Raw genomic sequence first — 24,366 nt, forward strand, 5'->3', positions numbered from 1 at the left:
CCCTGTGCTGAAAACGGGCGCTAGAAATTGCGGCGCCACTCGATACCGATCGTCCGCGGCTGGTTGACGACGATCCGCGGCCGACCGGGCGTCTGCACGCCGAGCGGGGGAATGTCCGCGTAGTTCGCCGCTTCATCGAAGATGTTGTCGACGAACAGCGCGATCCTGCCCAGCCCGAATTCCGCCCCGAGCCGCGCGTTCGCGACCTTGAATGCAGGCCGGCGCAGCGGCGTCGTCGGGTTGTTGTTCCCGCTCCAGCTGCCGCCGGTGTAGGAATAGTCGGCGTGCAGGAAAGCCGGGATCGAACCGACCTTGAAATCCTGGTCGAGCGCAACGCTCCACGTCCACTTCGGCACGTTCTGGATCGCCTGCCCGCGCGTGACCGTGCTGAGCCCGCCCGTGTCGGTGATTTCCGTATCCACGTAGCCGACGTTGAAGAGAATGCGCGTGTCGTCGAACGGCAGCAGGTCGAATTCCAGTTCCGCACCCTGAAGCCGCGCCTCGCCCGCGTTGACATTGAGCGAGAAGCCGCAGCCGAGCCCCTGCCGCTGCTGCAGGTCCTTCCAGTCGATGCGGAAGGCGGCGACGTTCACCGTCATGCGGCGATCGAGCCAGGACGACTTCAATCCCGCCTCGTAGGCGCGCAGCGAATCCGAATCGAACGTCGTCGTGTCGCCGAGGCCGAGACCCTCGATCTCCGCTTCGCACAGCGCGGCCGAATAGAAATTCACGCCGCCGACGCGGAAGCCTTCGGACATGGTGAAATACAGCATCCGGTCGTCGTCGATATCGTACTGGACGCCAACCCTGGGGGTTACGCCTTTCTCGCTCTGCCTGCCCGCGTAAAACTCGTCCGGGCCGATGAAGTCACCGCCCTGCCGGAGATTGAAATCGACCTCGTTCCTGAAGGCGCGCGCGCCGACGATGATGCGGAGCGCGTCGGTCACGTGCCACGTCGCCTCGGCGAACGCGGCCTTCTCGGTGATCTTCGTGGGGTTGTCGAGATTGAAGGCATCGTCGGAGAAGCCCTCGACGATCGTGGTGGGAAAGCGCCAGTCCGATTTCGAGCGCTGGTAGAAGAGACCCGCCGTGAGATCGACCGGACCGTCCCAGCCCGACACGAAGCGCAATTCCTGGCTGAAGATCTTCTGGTCGGTTTCCGAATAGGTCGTGGACGCGCCCTGGAAGCCGAGCACTGCCGTCGTCCATTCCGAGAAATCCTCGGAATCGTTGTAGCTGCGGTCGAACCACGAGGTCGCGGCGAGGAACGTGCCGAACGGGGCGTTGTACGTCGCCGTGAGCGTCGCGAGCGTCCACTCGTTCTCGCTCGGCTCGTCGATGTCGTACTGGCGCAGGTTGACGCGGTTGCCCGCCCTGAAATCCGCCTGCGTGCGGCCGTCGCGCTCGGTGCGCTCGTACATGATGCGCGGCGCGATGGTGAGATCGCCGCCCGCCAGCGACAGCAGGCCCGAAAGCTGCACACCCCGCACCGACCCGCTGTCGATGTTCTTGCGCACCGGGAACGGCGTCGGCGCATCGTTGCGCGGCGCGCGGTCGATGAAGCCGCCGTTCTCCTGGACGTAGCCGACCGCGCGCACGGCAAACACGCCGGGCACCAGCGGCACGTTCACCGCGCCGTCGAAGCCGTAGTTCGTGCCGCCCTCGCGGATGCCCGATACGAGCGCGTGCGCACGGCCGGAAACCGCGTCGAGATCGGGCTGAACGGTGATGAGCCGCACCGTGCCGCCCATCGAGCGCGCGCCGTAGAGCGTGCCCTGCGGGCCGCGCAGCACCTCGATGCGCTCCAGATCGACGACGCGCGGATTGAGCGTCGCCAGCAGCGGCGAATCGTCGATGTAGAAGCCGGTCGTGTTGTTGCCGAACACGCCGCGGATCGCGATGGACAGCGCGCCGTCCGTCGAGCTCGAACCGGATGCGGAGAAGCTGAGGTTCGGGATACGCGTCGCATAGTCGTCGAACTCGGTAAAGCCGGCGCGCTCGATGTCCTTGGTGCTGAGCGCCGAAATCGAGATCGGCACGTCCTGAATGGATTGCGTCCGCCGCTGAGCGGTGACGACGATTTCCTCGCGCTCCGCGACGCCTTCCTCCTGCGCCAGCGCCGACGTTGTGGCGACGGCCAGACCCGCCGCGCCGATCAGCAAGCCTGCCGTGCACCTCTTCATCATCGAAACCATGAGCCCCTCCCTGCTGCCCGCTGGAAATCCAGATCGGGATCGTGTCTAATTTCCCCTCGCGTATACGACCGTATATAACGAATGTATACGTCTGTATAGTCCTGTTTTGAAGGAACACGATCGTGAGTCAGGTCGAGGCCCCGGGCCGCCGCCAGCTTCTGAAGGCCGGGATGAAGCTGTTCGCCGAACGGGGCTTCGCTGCCGTGGGCCTGCGCGAGATCGCTGCCGAGGCCGGTGTCTCGCTCGGGCTGGTGCGCACGCATTTCGGATCGAAGGACGGCCTGCGCGAAGCCATCGACGCGCATGTTCTCGAGGAGATTCGCGCGCTTTATGCGGCCGTGCTGGAGCATTCCTCCGTAGAGGTGCTCGAACAGGCGGTCGAGGATGCGCTCGACTGGATTCCCCGCGACCGGGATGCGCTCATGTACGCGCGCATGTCGCTGATGGAGCGCACGCCCGGCAGCCAGGCGCTGTTCGACGAGATGTTGGCCGTGATGCGCCAGTTCGTGGACAACAATGCGCGGCTCGGCTTCCTGCAAGCGGACGTCGACCGCGAGTGGGCCGCGATCTACATGGTGTTCGACTTCATCGGCCCGGCCGTCATCGAGCCGTTCGCCCAGCAGGCGTTCGGCAAGTCCATGTACTCGAAGACGATGATCTCGGAACGCAACGCGTTCATGATCCGCCTGTTCACGCGCGGCTTTCTCAAGCGCTAGAGCGCGATCGTTTCAGCTTCCGATGATACCGGCGAGCAGCACCGCCGCGATGAGCGCGGGCGCCACCAGCCGCAGCAGGAAGCGCCACAGCCGCATCAGCTTCGGCCGCCCGGCGCCGAGTTCTTGCTCGAGGATGGGCAGCGGCATGATCCAGCCCACGAACAGCGCGATCAGGATGTTGATCAGCGGCAGCATGATGTTCGAGGTGATGAAGTCGACGATCTGGAACACCGTCATTCCCGCAAAGGGCGCGAGGAAACCGAGGGGGTGCCAGTCCGCCCAGAGGTTGAACGACAACACCGTGCCCAGACCCAGAACCCAGCTCACGACGCCGATGACGATGGCGGCGGCGACGCGCGGTATCCCCCGCTCCTCCGACCAGGCGACCGAGGGCTCCATGCCCGCGATGGCGGACGTGAGCGCGGCGAAGCTCGCCAGGATGAAGAAGAGCGTGCCGAAGAACGTGCCGCCCGGCATCTGCCCGAAGGCGATCGGCAGCGTGACGAGCACCAGCCCCGGTCCGCCCGCCGGGTCCAGCCCGTTGGCGAACACCAGCGGGAAGATGGCGAAGCCCGCGATCATGGCGCAGACGGGCACCGACAGCGCCACCTTGATGGCCGACGCCGCGATCGACATGCGGTGCGTCAGGTACGACCCGTAGGTCATCATGATCGCCATGCCCGTTCCGATGGTGAAGAAGGACAGGCCGACGGCGGTCAGCATGTTGCGCAGCGTCAGCGCCTCGAAATCGGGCTTCAGCAGGAAGGTGAGCCCGCGCTGCCAGTCGCCCTCGACCATCGCGTAGCCGACCAGCAGCAGCAGGATCAGCAGCAGCGCGGTCATGAACATCTCGGACGAACGCTCGATCCCCTTGCGGATGCCGAACGCGATCACGAACACGGTCGCCGCCATGAACAGCCCGTGCCAGAGCCCAAGGCTCCACGGATCGGCCATGAAGCGATCGTAGAGGCCGACGACCTCGGCCGCCGGGCGATCCCGGAACTGCCCCGTCGCGGTCTTGGCGGTGTAGGCGAACACCCAGCCGCCGACCACGCTGTAATAGGTGCCGATGGCGAACACCGCCAGAATGCTGGCCCCGCCCATCCATGCCCAGCGCGGGCTCGCCCCCACGTCGGTCGCCACGCGCCGCATCGCCGTCGCCGGGTCGGCCTGCCCGCGCCGCCCCAGCATCAGCTCGGCGATCAGCACGGGCACGGTGATGATCGCGCAGGTCAGCAGATAGACCACGACGAAGGCGCCGCCGCCGCCGGAGCCGGCCAGGTAGGGAAACTTCCAGATGCTGCCGAGACCGATCGCGGCGGTCATGGCGGACAGGATGAAGGTCAGGTTCGATGTCCAGTGGGCGTGGCCTTTCTCACGCGCCGCCGTATCGTCCGCGCTCACCCGAACACCGTGTTGCTGGACTCCGCGCTGGGCATGCGCCTGCGGGAGAAGAAACCGAGGTTCAGCGGAAGATCGAGCCGCGGCAGGGTGAACTCGAGCGGCTGCGCGTCATGGTCTCCGCCCGCCGTCACGTACTCGACGAGAGACGCCATCAGCTCCCCGACCATCGGCGCATTCTTGAACTGGTTGCCGCTGGTGCCGACGGCCATGAAATAGCCGGGCAGGTCCGACCGGTCGTAGACGGGAATCCAGTCGCTGCTGACATCGTAGAGCGCGACGATGCCGCTGGTCTTGTTCGGAATGCGCAGGTCCGGGAAGCGAAGCGCCGCCCGCCAGACCTGGTTGGTCCACTGGTCGGTGAAATTCCCGTCCAGCGCAGCCGGGTCCACCCATTCCAGCGTGTCGCAGGGCGGCTCCAGCGAGCCCACCACCAGCCGGTCGCCGGTCTCGGGCCGCATGTATACGCCTCCGTCGCCGTCGGAGAGCACGCGGGCGTGGCCGCCGGAAAGCCCGGGCGGCGCGTCGAGATAGGCGACCTCGTTGCGCAGCGCCCGCATCGTCACCTGCATCCCCGCCAGCACGTCCTCGCCGGCAAGCCGGTTGACGGCGGTCGAGAACGGGCCGCCTGCATTGATCACGACCGGGCTGTCGATCCGGCTTCCGTCCGCGAGCGTCACGCCTTCGACCGCGCCGCCCGCCCGCCGGATCGCCGCGACCTCGGCCCGGAAGCGGAATCGCGCGCCGTGCGCCTCCGCCGCGGCCTGCAGGTTCCGCGCCGCCAGCTGCGGATCGTTTATGTAGCCCCCCGGCACCTTGAGCGCGCCGATCAGCGGGTCCTCGGCCCGGTTTCCGAACAGCGGGTCGTCGATACGGCGAACGGGCTGAAAGCTCGCGACGTCGATGCCCGGATGTTCGGCCTGAAGCGCATCCGTGCCGAGCAGTTCGCAGGGCACGCCCAGTTGCCGCATGAGGTCCAGCGAGCGGGTGGAAAAGCGGTCCGAGGCGCTGCGCAGGACGAGGCAGCCGCATTCGATGTAGCGGGCGACCTCCGTCGTCTCGTCCGCCTCGACGAACGCGCGCCAGTCCTGCCAGTGGAAGTGGTTCTCCCAGGCGAGCGCACAGCCTTCCCAGGTCGAATAATAGGGCCGTATGATCGCGGACGAGAAAGAGGTGGAGCCGTAGCCCGCCGCCGGCAGCCGGTCGATCACCGCGACGCGCCGGCCCCGCCGTCCCAACGCCAGCGCGATGGAGCAGCCCATGATCCCGGCGCCGATGATGACGGCGTCGGCCGCCGCGTCCGGCCGCATGTTAGCGGCCGTCCCCGGCGCCGGCCTTGAAGAAGGCGAGAAGCCCCGCCGCGAAGGCCGGGATCGGCACGCTGCCGTGACCGTGGCCGGAATAGATGGTGAGGCCCGAATAGCGCAGCCCCGGATACGCCCGCCCGCGCAGCCGGCTGTCGAACCCCATGAGCTGCGCCGCCGGGTCCGGGTTGCCGAAGGCCGCCAGCATCTTTTCCTCTTCGGCCTTCATTGCGGGCGGCAGGCCCAGCACGTGGGCAAGCGTGCGCTCGTCGCCGCCCACGGATAGCACCAGCTCTACGGGCAGGTCCCGATGCCGGGCCGCCCGGTCCGTCTCCAGTTTCAGCGCCTCCTCTTCGCCCCACAGCACCGGCGGGCTTGAAAGCCCGTAGGCGGTGAAGCTCTCGGGGTGGCGGAACAGCACGTTGAGCCCGAAGGTGCCGCCCAGCGAATGGCCGAACAGGGCCGTTCGGCCGTTGTCGGCCGGAAAGCGCGCGGCGATCGCGGGCTTCAGCTCCTGCTGGATGAAGGCGAGGAAAGCCTCCGCGCCGCCGGTGCGGATCACCGGCCCTTCACCGACGATCTTGCGGATCAGCTCTTCGTGGGGCCTGTCTCCGGCAACCGTGAAATCCCGCGTGCGCAGCGTGATGGTCTCCATCGGCCGCGTGACGCGGTATCCGATGCCGACGACGATCACGGGCGCGATGGCGCCCGCCTCGACCAGCAGCCGCGCCGTCTCGGCCATGAGCGGGAAGTGCCAGTCGGCATCGAGGAGATAGACGACCGGATAGCGCGCGCCCGGCTCCATGCCGGGGGGCAGCGCGACGTGAATGCGATAGGTTTCGCCGTTCGCCTTCGCCCTGGTGTCGAACATGACGCCCGAGGCACCGAGGCTGCTCGGCACCGGCCGGACCATTTCCGCCGCCGACGCGGGCGCGGGCGTCGCCGCCAGCACCAGCGCCAGCGAGACTGCAGCAAAAGTTTTCATCATCGCCCCAACGCTCCCACGGCTTCGGCAAGCGTCTCCGTCTCCGGCGGATGGGCATAGAAGCACTTGTTCACGATCACCCAGCCGCCCTGCGTTTCGGCAAGCGTCAGATAGTCGGTGTAGTAGCGCCCCCGGAACCGGTCGACGACGCGCACGACGGCGATCGGCCCCGTCCGGTGCGTGAAGGCGACGGCCCATTCCTCGCGGTCGCCGGGCGCGTCCGGCGTCTCCACCACGGCGATGAAGGCAGGCAGGTCGCGCCGCACCTCGGCACCGTCGCGCCAACCCTGAAAACGGGCCTCCGGATCGAACAGCCGCCCGATGGCCGGACCGTCGCCAGAGACCATCGCCCTGTAATACTCCTCCACGACTTTACGGATGGGATCGGTCATGCAGCGTCTCGGACAACTTCGGAAAGATCGGCGGCAAAGCGCTCGGCCAGCGGAGCGTCGAGCGCGCCGATGTTGAGGTGAAGGCCCGGCGGCGATGCCACCGCCAGCGTGAACCAGCCGCGCGCGGCCATGCCCCGGTGCACGGCCGCCATGTCGTGCCGGCTCGACGTCACGACCATCAGGCTGAACAGCGGCTCGCCGAGCACGGAGAAACCGGGAACGCTGCGGACCGCCGCCGCGAAGGCCTGCCGGGCGGCACTTAGACGCGCAGCCAGTTTGCAGTAGCCCTCCGCCCCGAGGTAGCGCATCACCGCCCAGGCCGAGGCGAGCGCCGCCCCCGGCGCCGTTCCCGCCAGGGTTTCCGTCGCCATCGTCGGCAGGGGGTGGTCGGAATAGACGAAGTCGATGGCGCGCGCGGCCTCCTCGGCGAGCAGCAGCGCGGACGCGCCCTTTGCCGAATAGCCGTGCTTGTGGAAATCGGCCGACAGCGAGGAGACGCCCGGGATACCGGGCCCGCAAAACGGAATCGCCTCGCCGTTCATCCGCTGGAACGGCGCGAGAAAGCCCGACATGCAGGCATCCACATGCAGCCAGAGGCCGTGCTCCAGCGCCAGATCCGCGAAGGCGGCGACATCGTCCGCCAGCCCATAGGCGTAGGACGGAAACGACACGTAGAGCATCCGCGTCGCAGGCGTGATGGCGGCCGCCATCGCAGCCGGGTCGGCAACGTGGCCGACCCCGACCGGCACGCGGACCAGCCTTGCCCCGAGCAGTTCGGCCGCCTTGTCGATGCAGGGATGGGCGGACCACGCGGCAACGATCTCCGGCGGTGTGCCGGCAGGAGACGGCTTGCCCGGAAACGCGGTTTTCAGACAGGCCCTCAGCGCGAGGATCACGCTTTCCGTGCCGCCCGATGTCAGCCGCGCGGCAGTTCCCTCGGGCGCGTCCAGAAGCTCCAGCGCCCATTGCTGCAATTCGCGCTGAATCTGCCCCATACCCGGCGGCTGCGGCAGACCGGGATAGGATGAAACCCGGCCGGCATGGGCGAACAATCCCGCGGCATCGGCGGCGACGGCCGCAACGTCGGCCCCGGCGAAGAAGCGCCGGGCAAAGCCGATGGTCTCCACGGAGGCGGAATCCAGCCCCGCATGGGCGCGCAGAGCTTCCGCCACCGCGTCGGCGGACAGACCCGTCTGTGGGAATCGGGGGCTTTTCGTCATCTCATATGCCGGATGCCCGGCAGCCGCACGACTGCCGGGCATCCCCACCTTCTAGAACTTGAACGTCAGGTCGACGCCGTAGGTACGCGGCGGCTGCAGGAAGGCCACCGTGAAGAAACCCGGCACGTTGGTGGCATAGGCCGCCACCGTCTCGTTGGTCAGATTCCGCACATAGAAGCCGAGGTTCCACTTGTCGTCGCTGTCCTTCACGCCGACCCGGCCGCCCAGCCACCAGAAGCTTCCCTGCCAGGCGGAAAACGGAGAACCCGCCTGCAGCGCATAGCCGTCGCGCCAGGTGGCCTCGCCGAACAGGTAGACGTTCAGCGTGTCGGTGACGGGCTTGTCGTAGGACAGGCTGGAGCTCACGCTCCAGCGCGAGCTGTAGGGCGGTCTCAGCCCCTTGTTCGCGCCGCCCATCACCTTCGAATCCATGAAGCCGGTCGAGAAGTTGAGCGTTAGCTCCTCGGTAACGGCTGCCGCCGTGTCCAGCTCGAAGCCGTAGGTGCGCACGCCCGGCTCGTTCGCCGTCACGTACCGGAAATTTGCGGAATCGTAGACCATGGTCTGCGCATCCGTCACTTTCATGTAGAACCCGGTGAGGTTGAAGCGCACCCGGTTTTCCGCGAGCATACTGCGCAGGCCGAGTTCGAAGGAGTCGATATATTCCGGCTTCACGACCCCGCCCGAGAAGCCGCCGTTGAAGCTGCCGTTGAACCCGCCGCCCTTGAAGCCGCGGGCGTATTTCGCGAAGGTCGAGACGTCGTCCGTCCATTGCATCTGGAAGCTGACGTCGCCCGTCACCGCCTTGTTGGTGACACTGTTGCGCGTCGTGCCCAGATCCAGCGTATCGAGGAAATCCTTCGGCGCCGGATCATCCAGCGACAGGAAATTCACGTAATCTCCGAGGTCCGGATCGACCCCGTCCCGTCCCAGCGCTTCCCACACCCGCACCGACCGCTTGTTGACGGTATACCGGAGCCCGGCGGTCACGGAAAAGCGCTCGGTGAACTTGTTGGTGATGGAACCGAAGCCGGCATAGCTGTCCGTCTTGGTCGTCGAATCGTCGATCATGCTGGACCCGGCGATCACCGTGCCGGTGTTGTAGCCGAAAAGGTAGTTCTGATAATTCTTCAGCGTGTCGCGATAGTAATAGAGGCCCGCCACCCAGGTCAGGTCCTCGTGCGACGGCGAGGCAAGACGGAACTCCTGCGAGAACTGGTTCTGCTTCTGGTTGTTCATGGCCGTCGCCAGCCATGTATCCGCCCCTGCGGGTCCGAAGTTCGTGAGCGGATCGGCTTCCTGCACCGCGTGCACGTTATAGCCGCGCAGGCTGGTGATGGAGGCGAAGGTCATCTCGTTGGGGAGCGTGTAATAGATGTTGACGGCGCCGCCGCCGACCTTGCGATAGCCGTTGTTCCACACATCGCCATACGCTTTGCGGGTGAGGATATCGCCTTCGAGGTGAATGATGTCCGGCGGGCCGTAATAGCCGTGGGAATCATGGTTCTTGTAGTGGTCGTAATCGCCCGTCAGCAGGATGGTCAGGTCCTCGGTCGGCGTGAACGCCACCTGCCCGCGCACCGACCACGCGTTCTCGCTGTCGAGCGGCTTGTCGAGCGTGACGTTGTGCCCGAAGCCGTCGCGCGACACCCGGCTGACACCCAGCTTCGCGGCCAGCTTGCCCGGCACGATCGGGCCGCTCAGAACGCCCATGGCGATCAGGTTGTCGTAGTTCCCATAGGAAAGCCGCCCCTTCACATAGAAGTCGTCGGAGGGACGCTCGGTGACGATGCTGATCGCGCCGCCCGTGACGTTGCGGCCCTGCAGCGTGCCCTGCGGACCGCGCAGGATCTCGATGCGCTCGATGTCGATCAGATTGGTGGTGAAGCCCGCCGCACGGCCGATATAGACGTCGTCGAGAACCGCGGCGATACCCGTTTCGAAGCTCGGCGCGCTGTCCGCGGAATTGACCCCCCGGATGGAGACCTGCGTGCTCAGCGTCGTCAGGCGGCTGAAATTCATGTTCGGCACGCTGTAGGCGATATCCTGCACGTTGGTGAAGTTGTGCAGGTCGATCGAAGAGGCATCGAACGCCGTCACCGAAATCGGTACGTTCTGCAACGACTCCTCCCGCTTGCGCGCGGAGACGATGATTTCCTCCAACGCGAAACGATCGTCCGTATCAGCGGCAAGCGCCGGCCCGGCGAGCGCGGAGACAAATGTAACGAATGCCGATTCAGCCAAGAGTATCCCGTACCGTGTCGTTTTGAATCTGACCATTTTAACCCCCTTTTTGTGTTGAGATTGATTGCGGTCCTGAACCTCAGACTGCGAGCGCCGCAGACGTGCGCCGGGGATCGCCGCAGGCGTGCGCCTCGCCGTCCGGCGTGAAATGAATTCCCTCGAAGGCGCCGTGGCGCGAACTCCAGGGATTGACCCTCTCGACCGGAACGCCGGCCTTTTCGACGGCCCCGATCAGCCTTTCGCCGAGATCGACCTCCACGCTCATCGACCGGGCGCCGTCCACGACGCCCCCGAAACTCGGGCGCCTGACGCTTTCCTCGATGCTCATGCCGAAATCGACGATGTTGGTGATGTTCTGGGCGATGTTGCAGATCAGGCTCAGGCTGGGCGAACCGGAAGCGATAAAGGGCTTCCCGTTCCGGAACAGCATGTTGGGACAGATCAGCACCGAAATCCGCCCGCCCGGCTTCGGCATGGTGTTCAGGAAGTGGTTGCCCGGCCCGCAGATCGAAATGCCGTGGGTGAACAGCCCGTTCACCCACGGCAAGGACAGGGTGGAATGCAGCGATGTCGCCACATTGCCGTTCGCGTCCACGACAGTCAGGTGGCAACTGCCCGGGCGACCGGGCATCAGCCCCGCCACGGTGTCGCCGGCCATGATCCGGCGGTAACGCTCGGCGGCATACGCCTTGGAGATGATACGCTCTACATCGAGCTCGGTGTAACGCGGATCGCCGAAGCTCCAGCCCCGGATCAGGACGTCGCGCGCCGCCAGCATCATCCGGGTCAGCGTCTCCGGAGACTCGCTCGCGGGTCCGTTGGCGCGGATGTCCATCAGCTCGACCATGTTGAGCAGTTCGATCAGGTGCAGCCCGCCCATGTCCGGCGGAGCGGCCCCGACGATCTCGAGGTCCCGGTAGCGGCCGCGCACCGGCTCGTCCCAGCGCACTTCGTAGGCCGCCATGTCGTCGCGCGTAACGGTTCCGCCCGCCGCCCTGACGATCTCCGTGAAATCGCGCGCGAAGCCGCCCCGATAGAACCAGCCGCTTCCTTCCTCGCCCAGCCGCTGCAACGTGTCCGCGGCCATCGGCTGGTACAGCGTCTCGCCGGGATTCAGCATGGCGCGCCGGGGCATGAACATCGACCGCCCCTGCTCGGTGCGCGCCAGCATGACCTGGCGCGTATAGATCTCCGACCAGAGCGAAGGGTGGCAGGCGATGCCGCCGCGCGCGAATGCGATCGCCGGCTTCACTAGCTCGGCCGTCGAGAGCGTGCCGAAGGTCTTCGCTGCCGCCTCCACCGCCGCCCAGTAGCCGGGCACCGTCACCATTTTCCCGGTCGTGGTGTCGGCTTCGCTGAAGCTTTCAGGCAGGTCGCGCGGCGCGTTGACGTTGCCGTTCAGGTAGCGCGTCTTCCCCGTCGCCGCGTCGTGGTACATTAGGGACAGGCAACCCGTCAGCGTGGTCAGGTGCGGCTCGATCACCGTTTGCGAAATGGCGGCCGACAGCAACGCATCACAGGCGTTTCCGCCCGCGCGCAGCACATCCACCGCCACCTGCGTCGCCAGGGGATGGCCGGTGATGGCGAGGCCGCGCCGCCCACGGGCAGGTGTTTTCAGGCCGAACCCGTCATGCATCGGCGCAGACTCCCGGCTAGCGCATACCGAACCGGCAGAAGACGACGGCGCGGCGGCAGCAGAGCCCGCCAGCCCCATTGCGGTTACGGATGCAAGCAGACCTCGTCGGCCGATTTCCACCAAGCCAGCCCTTTCTCATTTAGCGCCCACCACTGAACGGGGGAACCGTGATCGAAAGGGTATCGGGAGGAGGCGCGAGAGGAATGACACATCGTGACTAGTTTTTGACAATGCAGCACCGCCGCCGAATCTGCCAAAAAATACGATATATTTCATTGTGTTGGATGACATGCGAAGCAGCAGGGGAACCGCGCAAACGGACTCGCGCCGAATGTGTTCGCGTGTATATTGCAACGATAAGACGGCTGCCTGAACAGCCGGAAGGCAGGAAAGGGGGCGCGCAATAGCACGCGGGGAGTCCAACTGTCCGGATACCGGCAACGCCTTCCACGCGCTGGCGGGAAATTCGGCGCATTTCAGCTGCCGCAGCCGCACGGCGCTGGTCGAAGCCCTGTTCGACGATCCCGGTTCGGCGCACGACCCGCTGACGTCCGGCCCGGCGGCCCGACAATTCTCGCTGGCCTATTCCGAATTCATGCCGATCCAGGGCCAGCAGGAAGTCCTCTTCTTCGAAAGGGATTTCGGCCTCGTCATTTCCGACGTCACCTACGATCGCGATTTCGATTACGATTTCGTCTTCGAGGATCTGAATTTCATCCAGTTCCGGATGGAGGGCCTTTCCCTCGAGCACATGCCCGCCGGTGAGGCGTTGCTGGTCAACCGGCCCGGATTCAAGCTTTCGGCGGCGCCCGAAGGCTATTCGCAGCGCAGCCGTCTGCTGGCGTCCGAGGCATGGCGCACCATCACCCCGTTCTTCGGCCGGGAAACGATCACGCGCCTGCTGGAGGAGGATGAAGGCGATATCCGGCAGGTCATGCAGGCCTTCCAGCATTGGCAGCTCCAGAGCGGGCAGGGCAACCATCCCTTCACGCCCGCCGTGACGGAAGCCTTGCTGGCCGTGCGCAACTGCACCTTCACGGGCCAGTTCCGGCGGCTGTTTCTGGAAGCAAAGACGATCGAGTTGCTCTGTCTGGTGATCGCCTTCCTGAACGAAGGGCCGAGCCAGCTTGCCGATATGCCGCTGTCGCGCCGGGACCTTGCGCGGCTCGACGAAGCGCGCGACATCATCGACCGCTGCTTCGCGAATCCGCCCACCCTCTCCGCGCTCAGCCGCATGGTGGGAATCAACAGGCGCAAGCTCACCAGCGGCTTCCGCCTGCGCTTCGGCACCACCGTGCTCAGGTATTGCGTCGACCGGCGCATGGCCTATGCCCGGGAGCTTCTGGAAAACGGCACGCCCATCTGCGAGGTGGGCGAACGCACCGGCTATTCGGACCAGACCAGTTTCAGCCGCGCCTTCCGGCAGTTCCACGGCCGGCCGCCGAAATATTTCCAGCCCCATCTGGCGTGACGCGGCCCGGCCGTTCGTCCGGCGATCCGGGCAAGGTCTTTTTCGGTCATCCGCGCAGCCTGCGCACGATCGTCATCACCGAAGCGTGGGAGCGCTTCGCCCAGTACGGTATGCAAACGCTGCTGGTGCTCTATCTGGTCGGCACGTTGCTGCAGCCGGGCCATATCGAGCATGTCTTCGGTTTCCCGCAATTCCGCGCCGGTCTTGAAGCCGTCCTCGGACCGTTGTCGGTGGTCGCCCTCGCTTCGGCGATCTACGGCATCTATGGCAGCGCCATCTTCCTGAGCCCGATTTTCGGCGGACTGCTGGCAGACAGGTATCTCGGCAAGACCCGCACGGTGATCTTCGGCAGCCTGCTCATGCTCGCCGGCCACGTGCTGATGACGAGCGAGACGTTGTTCCTGCCGGCGCTGCTGCTGCTGATCCTCGGCGTGGGATGCTTCAAGGGCAATCTCGCGACCCAGATCGGCGCCCTCTATCCGACCGACGACGGCCGCCGCGCCAACGCCTTCCATATCTACAGCCTGGCGATCAATGCGGGTGTGATCGCCGCCCCGCTGGTCGCGGGCACGCTGGGGGAGCGGCTGGGCTGGCGCTACGGCTTCGCGGCCGCGGGCGCCGGTATGCTGATCGGGCTTGCCGTCTATCTGGCCGGGCGGCCGCATCTGCCGCCGGACCCGCCCGTTCGCACGGGCGGCCAATCGAAGGCGGTGCTGACGGCGCCCGAAAAGGCGCGCACCCTGACGCTGCTGCTGATCCTGCCGCCGCTGGCACTGGCCGTCGTCGGGACCCAGCAGGTGTTCAACGCCTATCTGATCTGGGCCAACCGGTCGGCCGATCTGTGGATCGGCACCTTCCACATGCCCACCACCTGGCTCATCTCCATCGACATGGTCACGTCCGTCCTGAGCCTGCTCGCCGCGATGTGGTTCTGGAACCGCCTCGCCCGCCGCGGCCTCGCGACAGGCGAGGTGACCCGCATGATCGTCGGCTGCGGCCTGCTGGCTGCCGCCTATATGCTGCTGGCGGGCGCATCGGCGCTGGCGGAGGCCGACGGCGGCGGCGTCGGGCTCGGGCCGCTCATCCTGTATCACCTTCTGGCCAGCCTCGCCTTCGCGCACATCTTCCCGGTTTCACTGGCGCTTTTCGCCCGGACCGCACCGGCCACCATCAACTCGACGATGATGGGCATCTATTATCTGCATCTGTTCGCGGCGACTGCAATCGCCGGGTGGATCGGCGGCTGGCTGGAGCCGTTCGGCGCCAGCCGTTTCTGGCTCCTCCATGCGGTCATTCCGGTCGTGGCGGCAGCGCTGTTCCTGCTTGTCGGCCTGGCACGCCGCCGCTCGCTTTCCACCGCCTGAGCAGACCCCAGCCGATCAGCGTCCAGCCGCCGAGGATCATGTACTCGACGGGAACGCCCCCTCTCGCCAGCAGCGGGTTCACCAGCGCGGTCCCGGCCATCGCCAGCGCGGCCAGCAGCGCGAACAGGATCACCGCGCGGCCGCCGGGCACCAGATAATCCGGCGTTCCCGATCGCCGGCGTCTCAGCACCAGCAGCGCCGCGCAGCAGACGACGAAACAGAAGACGATACTGCTGGCGCTGGTGTCGACGAGAAGACTCACGGCACCGCGCCCCAGCAGCAGTCCCCCGATGTTGATCGCCCCGATCAGCAGGACGATCCGCGCGGGCGAACCATAGTCGGGATGAAGGACCGTCAGCCCCCGCGGCAGGAACCCGCGTCCGGCCAGCCCGTAGAGAATGCGCGTGCCCGCGAAATAGACGCCGTTCCACGTCTTCAACAGCGAAGCGAGCAGCACCACGAGCAGCAGCCGCGCCAATTGTTCCCCATAGGGAATCGCCCGCACGGCTTCGGCCATCGCGAGGTCGGCCCCCGCCAGTTCCTGCCACGGCTTCATCATCGACGCCGCCGTCACGGCGAGACAGTAAAAGAAACCGGCCGCGGCGATCGAGACGAGCATCACCCGCGCGGAGGTCTTCAGCGTCACGCCGTCGCCGCGCTCCTCCACGGCCTGCGCGATGGTCTGGAAGCCGTTGAGCAGGAAGGCGCACGCTGCGAAGATCGCGAGAGACCCATGCCACCAGGGCTGCCCGCCCGGCAGGGACGGAAACGGCGGCCACAACCGCTGCGGATCGCCCATCGCCGCCATCGCCAGCAGCAGCGCCAGCGCGAATGCCAGAAAACCGTAGGTGAGCACCCCCTGGAAACGCGCCGAAGCCTGCCCGCCGCGGACGTTGATCGCCGTCATCAGCAACGCCCCCGCCGTGCCGATCAACAACTGGTTGCGCGTGACGGGCGTGTCGAACAGCACGTAGAGCTTCACATCGCCGAGATCCGGCAGCAGCAGTTCCAGCACCCAGGCGACCGCGAGTCCCTCGAACACGGTGATGGATATCCAGCCGAGCGCGGTAAACCAGCCGACGAAGAACGCGGGCCTCGGCCCGAAGGCTTCCAGCGCGAAGGTGAAATCCCCGCCGGTGCGGGGAATCCGCGCCATCAATTCGGCATAGCAGGCGCCGATCGCCAGCACGGCGAGCATACCGGCAAGGAAGCCCAACACGGCGCCCGCCGGCCCGGCCTCGGCCAGCCAGCCGTTCAGGATCACCACCCAGGCCGATCCGATGATGGAACCGAAACCGAGCGCGAACAGCTGGAAGCGGCCGATCCGTCCGCTGAGCCGCTGGACGTCCCTGCTCAGTTGACCTGCCTTCCGCCGATCATGACGAAATCCACCTTCTGCATCACCGAGATGTCGGCGATCGGATCTCCGGGCACGGCGACGAGGTCCGCTTCCAACCCCTCGGCGATCCGGCCGCGCCGGTCGGCAAGCCCGAGGAACCTCGCCGGTTCGGACGTCGCCGCCTTCAGCGCCTGCATCGGCGGCATCCCGGCCGCCACCATCAACGCGAACTCGCGCGCATTGTCGCCATGAGCGGAGACGCCGCTGTCGGTGCCGAACAGGATCGGCACGCCCATCCGCAAGGCACGGCTGAAGGTCGCCGCCATCAACGGCCCGATGACGGCCGCCTTGCCCCGGATCGCCTCCGGCAACGCGCCGGGCACGCCCGATTGCGCGACGAGCCAGTCGCCGGCCATGAGCGTCGGCACCAGATAGATATGTTTCGCCTTCATCTGCCGCATGGTTTCGTCATCGAGATAGGTGCCATGCTCGATGGTGGAGACCCCTGCGGCAACGGCGCGGCGCAGCCCCTCCAGCCCATGCGCATGGGCCGCGACGTGCATCCCGTAGTCCTTCGCCGCGGCGACGATCGCGGCCAGCTCGTCGTTCATGAACTGGGCGTTCTGTCCGTTTGCCGCCAGGCTCATCACGCCGCCGGTCGCAGTGATCTTGATGAGGTCCGCGCCTTCCTTGTAGCGTTGGCGGACGGCCTTGCGGGCCTCCTCCGGGCTGTCCACGACACCTTCGTTCGCGGTCGGCGGCTTCAGCCCCAACGCGGGCGACAGGCCGTTGCTGCCGTCGCCGTGCCCGCCGGTCGAGGCCAGCATCCCGCTCGAGGTCAGCACATGCGGCCCCGCCACGTCGCCCCGTTCCACCGCCTTGCGGAGCGCTATGGTGACCTGCTGCACGTCTCCGAGGTCGCGCACCAGCGTGAAGCCGGCCTTCAGCGTCTTCAGCCCGTTCACCTGCACCTTGTAGGCGAAATCGGCCGGGCTCAGCAGCAGCGGGTCGGTGAAGGTCGCAAATCCCGGCTCCGCCGAGAGATGGGTGTGCATGTCCATCAGGCCGGGCATCAGGGTGTGCCCCGGCAGGTCGATCAGCGTATCGCCGGGCCCCGGCGCCACGCGGCCGGGCAGAACCTTCGAGATGCGCCCCGCATCGACGACGACGGTATGCGGCCCCAGCGGCACATCGGAACTGCCGTCGATCAGGCGATCGGCCTGGACATAGGTGGCCGCCGACGAAGGCTCCGCCGCCAGAACCGCCAATGCAGCCAACAGGACCGAAGCCGCCCGCACCCCCGACATTCCGCCCCCTCGCTTGCATGGACTCGCCACTCTCTAGAGCGCAGGGGGCCGCCGACACATGACCGAACGGCACCCATTCATGACATCCCTGCAAGACGGCGTCACGGCCGACGCGCCGGCTTGCGCCGGGACAAGCGAAGCCCGGCGAACGATACGGTACGGATTCGCCGGCCGAGGCCCATATGTCTGCTTACTGGCTGTCCATGAACGGATAGGAGCCGGGCTGGAGTTCGGTGAGCAGGCCCATCCCGGTGTCGATGGCGAGGCTGCCGGTACCGCCGCCGGTGGCGAGCGGTAGTACGATCCCCCTGCCGCGAAGCCGATCGCGAAGCGCGGCGAACGGCGCCATTGCGGCTTCGAGCGCGGCGCGCGGAGGTTCCGATGACGTGCATCAGATGCCCGGCATAGGCCTGCACGCCTGCGCCTTGCGCTCGTGACGACAGCTCCATCCGCGGATGCCGTCGATGCCACCGTGGTGGAAGCGGCCGAGGATACAGCGTGGCTTTGCGAAGCGCTGGAGCACACGGTAGAGGCGATCGGGATGCTGGTGACGATCTGGTCGCCGAGCATCCTGCACGCCGTGCGCCGCATCGAGACCGCGACGGGGCGCTGTCGCACGACCGGATCGTACACGACCTTCCCGCCTTCTTCGCGGTCTCGCGCGACGCGCCGTTCACGGTGCAATACAACCTCACCGGCCAGCCCGCGACGAGCGCGCCGTTGCATATGCTTGACGGATTGCCGATCGGCACGCAGATCGCCGGGCGACCGGGCGGCGAGGAGACCCTGCTCTCGCTTGCCGCCGCGCTGGAAAGCGCACGGCCGTGGCGGGACACGCGGCCGCCGGTCTCCGCAACGCTGTCCGGAGCCTCCGCATGACCGAACTGTTCCTGAATCCATTGAAGACCGCTGAGCCGCAGCCCGGCCTTTCCGCAGACGCCCATGCCGAACCGGCGGCGCTGCTCGCCGCCTGCCCCGCCTATGCGCCGACGCCGCTCGTGCGCCTGCCGGGCCTTGCACGGAAGCTCGGTGTTGGCCGGGTGCTGGTGAAGGACGAAAGCAAGCGCATGGGACTCGGCAGCTTCAAGGCGCTGGGCGGCGTCTATGCCGTGCTGAGCGTCGCGCGCGAACGCGCCGGGGCTGCGCTCGGCCGAAGCATCACCCCCGCCGACCTCATCGGCGACGCGGTCCGCGGGGTTGCATCCGGCCTGCACTTCGTCTGCGCCAGCGACGGCAACCACGGCCGCGCGGTCGCTGCGGGCGCGCGGCTCGTCGGCGCGCGCTGCTCGGTCTATCTGCACGCGGGCGTCACCGGGGAACGCGCCGATCACATCCGCAGGCAGGGCGCCGCCATCGTGCGCGTGGACGGCAGCTACGACGATTCGGTCGAACAGGCACGCCGCGACGCCGCGGCGACAGGCGCGATCCTCGTCTCGGACACCGCGGACACGCCCGAATGTGCGGACGACCCGCTGCCTGTCCGCGTGATGCAGGGCTACACGGTGATCGCCGAGGAGATCCGTGCGCGGCTCTCGCCCGACGAGCGCCCGACGCACCTGTTCGTGCAGGCGGGCGTCGGCGGCCTCGCCGCCGCGATGGCGAGCCGGTTCGGCGGCACGCCGGACGCGCCGCGCATCATCATCGTCGAACCGGACAGCGCAGATTGCCTGCTGGAAAGCGCGCGTGCCGGCGCGGCGACGGAGGTTCCGCACGGCGCCGCGACCATCTACGCGATGCTCGAATGCCTGCGGCCCTCGCTGCCCGCGTTCGCGATCCTCAAGGACCGCGCGGATGCCTTCCTCTCGGTCGCGGACGGCCTCGCCGCAGACGCCGTCCGCAGCCTCGCGATACCGGCCGAAGGCGACAGCGCCATCCGTGCCGGCGCGTCGGGCGCCGCCGGCCTTGCCGGCGCGCTCGCCGTCGCTGAGAATGCCGAGTGGCGTATGCAAACCGGCATGGACAGCAACGCGACGCTGCTCCTCATCGTGACCGAAGGCGTGACGGACGAAGGCGAGTACCGGCGGCTGGTATACGGGGCCTAACGTGAAGAAGCCGACCTCTCGGCGATTGTGGTTGCCGCAGCCCGCCGTGATCCGGCCTTCAAACTCTTGGCCCGGCTCACGCGTAATGAAGTTGATGGCCACCTATGGCATTGCGGCCGTAGAGTGCGCCCTGCGCCTCTTGACCACCTCGACGCGTTCGACGTCTTGGGGTTGCCGTATACCGTCAAAAGCCCGGAGTTTTGCCGCTTTAGGGCGCCTGCGGATGTCTGCGGAAGGGGCAATGGTGCCCAGGGGCGGAATCGAACCACCGACACTGCGATTTTCAGTCGCATGCTCTACCAACTGAGCTACCTGGGCACATCCCGGCGAAAGCGGAATGAAGCGGGCCTCTTAATGGGCCGCGCGGAGCTTGTCCAGCACCCGCGCATCAATCCTCTGCGGGCGGTTCCTCGTCCGGATGGACGGGGACGCGGTAGCGTTCGTCGAGCCACGAGATGAGGTCGCGGTCGCGGCAGAGCTGCGAGCAGAAGGGCTTCAGCGCCGCCGTTTCCGGCTTGCCGCAGACAGGGCAGCGGCCGAGGCGCGAGTCAGGTCTGGGCGGCATGGACATGACCCGCTTGTAACCCGAGCGCGGCGTCTTCGGCCAGCGCTACCGGCGCACCGATGCGGCGTTCCAGCTCGGCAAGCAGCGCGGGCCGGTTCCCCAGCCACGCGGCGACGCGCGGCGCGGCGGTGAGCGTGCGCGGCCCTGCGCCCGGCGTGCGTTCGGCGACACGGAGGAGCGCAAGCGCGGCGGTCTCCACGGGCGCGTTCTGCACAAGCTCGACGATCGAGGCGCGCTGGCGTGGACGCACGATCTGCAAGAAACCGAAGCCGTTCACCGCCGTGCGCTCGAAGGGCTGCGGGAGCAGCGCGTCGACAAGCCCGCCCGCCGCCTGCCGCGCCACCTTGTCGTGCAGCGTCGGCAGGTCGATGCCGATGGAGCCGCCGATGTCGAGGCGGCGGATCGCAGCGGCGGCAGAACGGACCCCTGCCATCGCGAGGTCCACTGCAGGGAGGTCGCCGTCGATGTCGATGGCCGTCATCGCCGGGGTCGGCGCGATCGCGAGGCTGCCGCCGGGAAAGGGCACAAGACCGCTTTCGGCCTCGGCGAGCGCTTCGTCCCAGCCCCAATCGTCGAGCGTTTCGCCGTGGCCGAGGACGCGCGCACCCGGCGGATCGAACATGGCGGCGGCCGCGATCAGGCCCGGCGATGCGCCGGGAACGCCTTCCGCGCGCACCTTCGCAAGCCTCGGACGTCCGCGCTCCGGAATCGGTTCGCGTACCACGACGACGCGCGCCAGACCGCCTTCGGCGAGACCGGCGGGCATGGGCTCAAGCAGGGCTTCATCCGCCCCCAGCAGAACGATGCCGCGCCGCGCGCCGAGCTTCGCCGTCAGCCGCGCGTCCCACACCTCGCCCGCCCGCGGGCCGCAGCCTTCACGGATGATCCGCATTTCGGCGATCCCGCCGTCCTCGATCCGCGCAGCACGGGTTTCGCCGATGCCGCGCTCGATCAGCCATTCAGCCATCGGAGGGAACGATGCCGGACGCGGCAAGGAGCGCCGCCGCCTCGTAGAGCGGCAGGCCGACGACGCCCGAATAGCTGCCGGAAAGGAAGCGCACGAAGGCGGCGGCGCGACCCTGTATGGCATAGCCGCCCGCCTTGCCGCGCCCCTCGCCCGACCGGACGTAGGCGTCGATCTCGGCGGCCGAGAGCCGCTTGAAGGCGACGATGCTCTCGGCGACGCGCCCGCGCAGCCGCCCGTCCGCGTCGATGACGGCGACGGCGCTGTAGACGCGGTGCCGCCGCCCCGACAGCAATGCGAGGCATTGCCGGACGACATCGTCGGTATCGGCGGGCGGCAGGATGCGGCGGCCCGCAGCGACCGTCGTGTCCCCCGCGATCACCGCCTCGCCCGGACCGCGCGGCACGGCTGCCGCCTTCTCGGCGGCAAGGCGCACGGCATAGTCCCGGGGCAGCTCTCCACGCCGGGGCGTTTCGTCGATGTCGGGCGAAAGCGTGCGCGCCGGAACGAGGCCGATCTGTTCGAGAAGGGCGCGGCGGCGCGGGCTCGATGAGGCAAGGACCAGCGCCGGCACAGGACGGTTCCGTTACTTGAAGCGGTAGGTGATACGGCCCTTGGTGAGGTCGTAGGGCGTCAGCTCGACGAGCACCTCGTCGCCGACGAGCACGCGGATGCGGTTCTTGCGCATCTTGCCGGCGGTGTGGCCCAGAATCTCGTGATCGTTTTCCAGCTTCACACGGAACATCGCGTTGGGGAGCAGTTCGGTGACCGTCCCCCGCATTTCCAGAAGTTCTTCCTTCGCCATTCAGTCTCCTTGCGCGGGCAAGCGTGCCCGCAAATGCTGCCTGCCCTTGGCGGAAAAGGCACGGAAACGCAAGGTTGCTGTTGGCAGCGGGTTCAGCGGCGGCGCAGGCGCCGCGCGTTCGCGGTGACGCGGCTGTGGACGGGCGCGAGCGCGTTTTCCGCCGCCTCGATGGGGTCGCGGGCGCGCGCCGCGCCCATCATGCCGCGCGTGAAGGCATCCAGCTTTTCGGGGACCATGCGACCGAATTCCTGCATGTCGAGCGCCGCCGGGAAGATCGCCGCGTTGCCGATCATGGCGCTGCGCTCCGCGATGACGACCATCGAGGCGGACCAGGTTTCCACGGACATGCGCCACAGCCGGACCATCTGCGGACCCGAACGCCACCAGTCGACCATACACACCCCCCGCATGTTCTTTTGTCCGCACGCACGGATCGCCGACTCCGTTGCGGCGCGGCACCGCCTTCTTTACAGGCAGTCGCGATGAAAACGGAACTGGTCTTTGCAATCCCTAAGGGACGCATCCTTGAGGAAGCGTTGCCGCTGCTGGCGCGCGCCGGAATCGAGCCCGAGGCGTCGTTCGCGGACGAGAGCAGCCGCGCGCTGCAGTTCGCCACCAATGTGCCCGGCCTCTCGATCATCCGCGTGCGCGCGTTCGACGTCGCGACCTTCGTGGCGCACGGCGCGGCGGACCTCGGCATCGCGGGCAACGACGTGCTGATGGAGTTCGCCTACTCCGAGATCTACGCGCCCGTCGACCTCGGCATCGGGCACTGCCGGCTTTCGGTGGCGGAACCGGCCGAGATGGCGGCGGGCGACGATCCGCGCAGTTGGAGCCACGTGCGCGTCGCCACCAAGTACCCGAACCTCACCAGCCAGCACTTCGCGGCGCGCGGCGTGCAGGCGGAGTGCGTGAAGCTGAACGGCGCGATGGAGCTGGCGCCGCGGCTCGGCCTCACGCAGCGCATCGTCGACCTCGTGTCGAGCGGGCGCACGCTCAAGGAGAACGGGCTCGTCGAAGTAGAGAAAATAGCCGAGGTGACGAGCAGATTGATCGTCAACCGGGCGGCCTTCAAGACCAAGGCGGCAGCGATCGCACCGTGGATCGAGCGCTTCCGGGAGGCCGCCGGTGCCGCTTGAACTTTCCACCTCCGACGCGGATTTCGCGCGCCGTTTCGCGGACTTCGTCGACGCCGGGCGCGAGACGGCGACCGACGTTTCGGCGGCGGTCAGCGGGATCATCGCCGACGTCCGCGCGCGCGGCGACGCGGCGCTTATCGAGCTGACGCGGCGCTTCGACCGGATGGACGTGACGGCGGCGACGCTGCGCTTCACCGCCGAAGAAATCGCCGCCGCCAAGGACGAGATCGCGCCCGACCTGCGCGCGGCGCTGGAGCTTGCGGCGGCGCGCATCCGCGCGTTCCACGCCGGGCAGCTTCCCGCCGACCACGACGCCGTGGACGCCGCGGGCGTGCGCGCCGGGTGGCGCTGGTCGGCGATCGACGACGTGGGCATCTACGTGCCGGGCGGCCTTGCGAGCTACCCCTCGACGGTGCTGATGAACGCCATCCCCGCCAAGGTCGCGGGCGTCCGCCGCCTCGTGATGACGACGCCGACGCCGGGCGGCGCGGTCAACCCGCTGGTGCTCTACGCAGCCCACCTCGCGGGCGTCGACGAAATCTACCGCGTCGGCGGCGCGCAGGCGATCGCCGCGCTCACCTTCGGCACGGACACGATCGCGCCCGTCGACAAGATCACCGGGCCGGGCAACGCCTTCGTCGCCGAAGCCAAGCGCCAGCTTTACGGGCGCGTCGGCATCGACATGGTGGCGGGGCCTTCGGAAATCCTCGTGGTGGCGGACAGCGCCGCGAACCCGGACTGGCTCGCCGCCGACCTTCTCAGTCAGGCCGAACACGACCGCGTAGCGCAGGCGATCCTCATCACCGACGACGCCGACATCGCCGCGCGGACGGCGAAGGCGGTTGACGCGACGCTCGACGAACTCGGCGCGGACGTGGCCCGCGAAAGCTGGGACCGCTTCGGCGCGATCATCACGGTCGGCAGCCTCGACGAAGCGCCGCCGCTGATCGACGCGCTGGCGCCCGAGCACCTCGCGCTCAGCATCGCCGACCCGCAAGGCCTGTTCGCGCGCGTGCGCCACGCGGGATCGGTGTTCATGGGCTACCGGACGCCCGAGGCGATCGGCGACTATCTCGGCGGGCCGAACCACACGCTGCCCACCGGCCGCCGCGCGCGCTTCTCCTCCGGCCTCTCGGTCGCGGACTTCATGAAGCGCACGACGTTCCTCGACTGCTCGGCCGAAGGCTTCGCCGCCGTCGGCCCGGCCGCCGCGCGGCTCGCGGAAGCGGAAGGGCTGCCCGCGCACGCGCTTTCGGTGACGCGCCGCCTCGGCTGAG

23 protein-coding genes and 1 tRNA gene are annotated in these 24,366 nt (G+C 67.6%); 7 read left to right on the forward strand and 17 right to left on the reverse strand.

The window, feature by feature from the left end; translation table 11 throughout:
- Positions 1–20: 20 nt before the first annotated feature.
- A complete protein-coding gene (locus PE061_RS05180) occupies positions 21–2,195 on the reverse strand; it encodes a TonB-dependent receptor (protein WP_271258092.1) in 2,175 nt (724 codons plus the stop codon).
- A gap of 122 nt (positions 2,196–2,317) precedes the next feature.
- Between PE061_RS05180 and PE061_RS05185 the strand changes: the two genes are divergently transcribed.
- Entirely contained in the window at positions 2,318–2,911 is a 594-nt protein-coding gene (locus PE061_RS05185; protein ID WP_271258093.1) for a TetR/AcrR family transcriptional regulator, read from the forward strand.
- 12 nt (positions 2,912–2,923) lie between these two features.
- On the opposite strand, the gene PE061_RS05190 is transcribed toward PE061_RS05185, so the two are convergent.
- From PE061_RS05190 to PE061_RS05220, 7 genes are all read right to left on the reverse strand, one after another.
- On the reverse strand, positions 2,924–4,315 hold the full coding sequence (locus PE061_RS05190; protein ID WP_271258094.1) for a sodium-dependent transporter: 1,392 nt from the start codon (positions 4,313–4,315) through the stop codon (positions 2,924–2,926).
- Positions 4,312–5,622 carry an NAD(P)/FAD-dependent oxidoreductase gene (locus tag PE061_RS05195; RefSeq protein ID WP_271258095.1) on the reverse strand — a complete coding sequence of 437 codons (1,311 nt, stop codon included), beginning with the start codon at positions 5,620–5,622 and terminating at the stop codon, positions 4,312–4,314. The genes PE061_RS05190 and PE061_RS05195 overlap by 4 nt, the downstream gene beginning before the upstream one ends.
- Before the next feature lies 1 nt (position 5,623).
- The gene (locus tag PE061_RS05200; protein WP_271258096.1) at positions 5,624–6,604 is read right to left on the reverse strand and encodes an alpha/beta hydrolase; all 981 of its coding nucleotides are present in this window, start codon (positions 6,602–6,604) and stop codon (positions 5,624–5,626) included.
- The gene (locus tag PE061_RS05205; RefSeq protein ID WP_271258097.1) at positions 6,601–6,993 is read right to left on the reverse strand and encodes a nuclear transport factor 2 family protein; all 393 of its coding nucleotides are present in this window, start codon (positions 6,991–6,993) and stop codon (positions 6,601–6,603) included. The genes PE061_RS05200 and PE061_RS05205 overlap by 4 nt, the downstream gene beginning before the upstream one ends.
- Complete coding sequence (locus tag PE061_RS05210) at positions 6,990–8,213, reverse strand: aminotransferase class V-fold PLP-dependent enzyme (protein ID WP_271258098.1); 1,224 nt, start codon at positions 8,211–8,213, stop codon at positions 6,990–6,992. Before PE061_RS05210 ends, PE061_RS05205 begins: the two co-directional genes overlap by 4 nt.
- A 51-nt stretch (positions 8,214–8,264) precedes the next feature.
- Positions 8,265–10,457 carry a TonB-dependent receptor gene (locus PE061_RS05215; RefSeq protein WP_271258099.1) on the reverse strand — a complete coding sequence of 731 codons (2,193 nt, stop codon included), beginning with the start codon at positions 10,455–10,457 and terminating at the stop codon, positions 8,265–8,267.
- A 79-nt stretch (positions 10,458–10,536) separates the two neighbouring features.
- On the reverse strand, positions 10,537–12,093 hold the full coding sequence (locus PE061_RS05220; RefSeq protein WP_271258100.1) for a gamma-glutamyltransferase: 1,557 nt from the start codon (positions 12,091–12,093) through the stop codon (positions 10,537–10,539).
- Positions 12,094–12,688: 595 nt separating this feature from the next.
- Here PE061_RS05220 and PE061_RS05225 point away from each other — a divergent pair.
- Together PE061_RS05225 and PE061_RS05230 are read left to right on the forward strand one after the other, a co-directional pair.
- Positions 12,689–13,564 (forward strand): AraC family transcriptional regulator, encoded by an 876-nt coding sequence (locus tag PE061_RS05225; RefSeq protein WP_271258101.1) that lies wholly within the window; start codon positions 12,689–12,691, stop codon positions 13,562–13,564.
- Positions 13,561–14,928 (forward strand): peptide MFS transporter, encoded by a 1,368-nt coding sequence (locus PE061_RS05230; protein WP_271258102.1) that lies wholly within the window; start codon positions 13,561–13,563, stop codon positions 14,926–14,928. Before PE061_RS05225 ends, PE061_RS05230 begins: the two co-directional genes overlap by 4 nt.
- Here the strand turns inward: PE061_RS05230 and PE061_RS05235 are convergent.
- From PE061_RS05235 to PE061_RS05245, 3 genes are all read right to left on the reverse strand, one after another.
- Positions 14,855–16,285: an APC family permease gene (locus PE061_RS05235; protein WP_336297026.1), complete on the reverse strand. Its 1,431-nt coding sequence runs from the start codon at positions 16,283–16,285 to the stop codon at positions 14,855–14,857. The genes PE061_RS05230 and PE061_RS05235 overlap by 74 nt on opposite strands.
- Positions 16,282–17,574, reverse strand: coding sequence for a metal-dependent hydrolase family protein (locus PE061_RS05240; RefSeq protein ID WP_271258103.1), 1,293 nt, complete (start codon positions 17,572–17,574; stop codon positions 16,282–16,284). Before PE061_RS05240 ends, PE061_RS05235 begins: the two co-directional genes overlap by 4 nt.
- A gap of 190 nt (positions 17,575–17,764) precedes the next feature.
- Entirely contained in the window at positions 17,765–17,923 is a 159-nt protein-coding gene (locus PE061_RS05245) for a hypothetical protein (RefSeq protein ID WP_271258104.1), read from the reverse strand.
- Between the two features lie 149 nt (positions 17,924–18,072).
- On the opposite strand from PE061_RS05245, the gene PE061_RS05250 reads away from it, so the two are divergent.
- Together PE061_RS05250 and PE061_RS05255 are read left to right on the forward strand one after the other, a co-directional pair.
- Positions 18,073–18,453, forward strand: coding sequence for an amidase family protein (locus PE061_RS05250; RefSeq protein ID WP_271258105.1), 381 nt, complete (start codon positions 18,073–18,075; stop codon positions 18,451–18,453).
- Positions 18,450–19,616 carry a diaminopropionate ammonia-lyase gene (locus PE061_RS05255; RefSeq protein WP_271258106.1) on the forward strand — a complete coding sequence of 389 codons (1,167 nt, stop codon included), beginning with the start codon at positions 18,450–18,452 and terminating at the stop codon, positions 19,614–19,616. The genes PE061_RS05250 and PE061_RS05255 overlap by 4 nt, the downstream gene beginning before the upstream one ends.
- A 242-nt stretch (positions 19,617–19,858) precedes the next feature.
- Here PE061_RS05255 and PE061_RS05260 read toward each other — a convergent pair.
- From PE061_RS05260 to PE061_RS05285, 6 genes are all read right to left on the reverse strand, one after another.
- Positions 19,859–19,934 (reverse strand) — tRNA-Phe (locus PE061_RS05260).
- A gap of 70 nt (positions 19,935–20,004) precedes the next feature.
- Positions 20,005–20,187, reverse strand: coding sequence for a DNA gyrase inhibitor YacG (locus PE061_RS05265; protein WP_271258107.1), 183 nt, complete (start codon positions 20,185–20,187; stop codon positions 20,005–20,007).
- Positions 20,165–21,148, reverse strand: a complete 984-nt coding sequence (locus PE061_RS05270) for a ribonuclease (protein ID WP_271258108.1) — start codon at positions 21,146–21,148, stop codon at positions 20,165–20,167. The genes PE061_RS05265 and PE061_RS05270 overlap by 23 nt, the downstream gene beginning before the upstream one ends.
- Positions 21,141–21,719, reverse strand: a complete 579-nt coding sequence (locus tag PE061_RS05275) for a Maf family protein (RefSeq protein ID WP_271258109.1) — start codon at positions 21,717–21,719, stop codon at positions 21,141–21,143. Before PE061_RS05275 ends, PE061_RS05270 begins: the two co-directional genes overlap by 8 nt.
- 12 nt (positions 21,720–21,731) lie before the next feature.
- Complete coding sequence (gene infA, locus PE061_RS05280) at positions 21,732–21,950, reverse strand: translation initiation factor IF-1 (RefSeq protein ID WP_184071869.1); 219 nt, start codon at positions 21,948–21,950, stop codon at positions 21,732–21,734.
- A 92-nt stretch (positions 21,951–22,042) separates the two neighbouring features.
- On the reverse strand, positions 22,043–22,345 hold the full coding sequence (locus tag PE061_RS05285; RefSeq protein ID WP_271258110.1) for a hypothetical protein: 303 nt from the start codon (positions 22,343–22,345) through the stop codon (positions 22,043–22,045).
- Between the two features lie 87 nt (positions 22,346–22,432).
- On the opposite strand from PE061_RS05285, the gene hisG reads away from it, so the two are divergent.
- Together hisG and hisD are read left to right on the forward strand one after the other, a co-directional pair.
- Positions 22,433–23,089 (forward strand): ATP phosphoribosyltransferase, encoded by a 657-nt coding sequence (hisG, locus tag PE061_RS05290; RefSeq protein WP_271258111.1) that lies wholly within the window; start codon positions 22,433–22,435, stop codon positions 23,087–23,089.
- Complete coding sequence (gene hisD, locus PE061_RS05295; RefSeq protein WP_271258112.1) at positions 23,079–24,365, forward strand: histidinol dehydrogenase; 1,287 nt, start codon at positions 23,079–23,081, stop codon at positions 24,363–24,365. Before hisG ends, hisD begins: the two co-directional genes overlap by 11 nt.
- The last annotated feature ends 1 nt before the right edge of the window (position 24,366 follow it).

It is taken from the genome of Sphingosinicella microcystinivorans (assembly GCF_027941835.1).
In the GTDB taxonomy this organism is placed as follows: Bacteria; Pseudomonadota; Alphaproteobacteria; order Sphingomonadales; family Sphingomonadaceae; genus Sphingosinicella.

Excerpts from the sequence above, each read along its gene's own strand:
- PE061_RS05180 (WP_271258092.1), bottom strand. The coding sequence starts at position 2,195 with ATGGTTTCGATGATGAAGAGGTGCACGGCAGGCTTGCTGATCGGCGCG.
- PE061_RS05195 (WP_271258095.1), bottom strand. The coding sequence starts at position 5,622 with ATGCGGCCGGACGCGGCGGCCGACGCCGTCATCATCGGCGCCGGGATC.
- PE061_RS05200 (WP_271258096.1), bottom strand. The coding sequence starts at position 6,604 with ATGATGAAAACTTTTGCTGCAGTCTCGCTGGCGCTGGTGCTGGCGGCG.
- PE061_RS05205 (WP_271258097.1), bottom strand. The coding sequence starts at position 6,993 with ATGACCGATCCCATCCGTAAAGTCGTGGAGGAGTATTACAGGGCGATG.
- PE061_RS05210 (WP_271258098.1), bottom strand. The coding sequence starts at position 8,213 with ATGACGAAAAGCCCCCGATTCCCACAGACGGGTCTGTCCGCCGACGCG.
- PE061_RS05220 (WP_271258100.1), bottom strand. The coding sequence starts at position 12,093 with ATGCATGACGGGTTCGGCCTGAAAACACCTGCCCGTGGGCGGCGCGGC.
- PE061_RS05225 (WP_271258101.1), top strand. The coding sequence starts at position 12,689 with ATGCCGATCCAGGGCCAGCAGGAAGTCCTCTTCTTCGAAAGGGATTTC.
- PE061_RS05240 (WP_271258103.1), bottom strand. The coding sequence starts at position 17,574 with ATGTCGGGGGTGCGGGCGGCTTCGGTCCTGTTGGCTGCATTGGCGGTT.
- PE061_RS05245 (WP_271258104.1), bottom strand. The coding sequence starts at position 17,923 with ATGGCGCCGTTCGCCGCGCTTCGCGATCGGCTTCGCGGCAGGGGGATC.
- PE061_RS05255 (WP_271258106.1), top strand. The coding sequence starts at position 18,450 with ATGACCGAACTGTTCCTGAATCCATTGAAGACCGCTGAGCCGCAGCCC.
- PE061_RS05265 (WP_271258107.1), bottom strand. The coding sequence starts at position 20,187 with ATGTCCATGCCGCCCAGACCTGACTCGCGCCTCGGCCGCTGCCCTGTC.
- PE061_RS05270 (WP_271258108.1), bottom strand. The coding sequence starts at position 21,148 with ATGGCTGAATGGCTGATCGAGCGCGGCATCGGCGAAACCCGTGCTGCG.
- infA (WP_184071869.1), bottom strand. The coding sequence starts at position 21,950 with ATGGCGAAGGAAGAACTTCTGGAAATGCGGGGGACGGTCACCGAACTG.
- PE061_RS05285 (WP_271258110.1), bottom strand. The coding sequence starts at position 22,345 with ATGGTCGACTGGTGGCGTTCGGGTCCGCAGATGGTCCGGCTGTGGCGC.
- hisG (WP_271258111.1), top strand. The coding sequence starts at position 22,433 with ATGAAAACGGAACTGGTCTTTGCAATCCCTAAGGGACGCATCCTTGAG.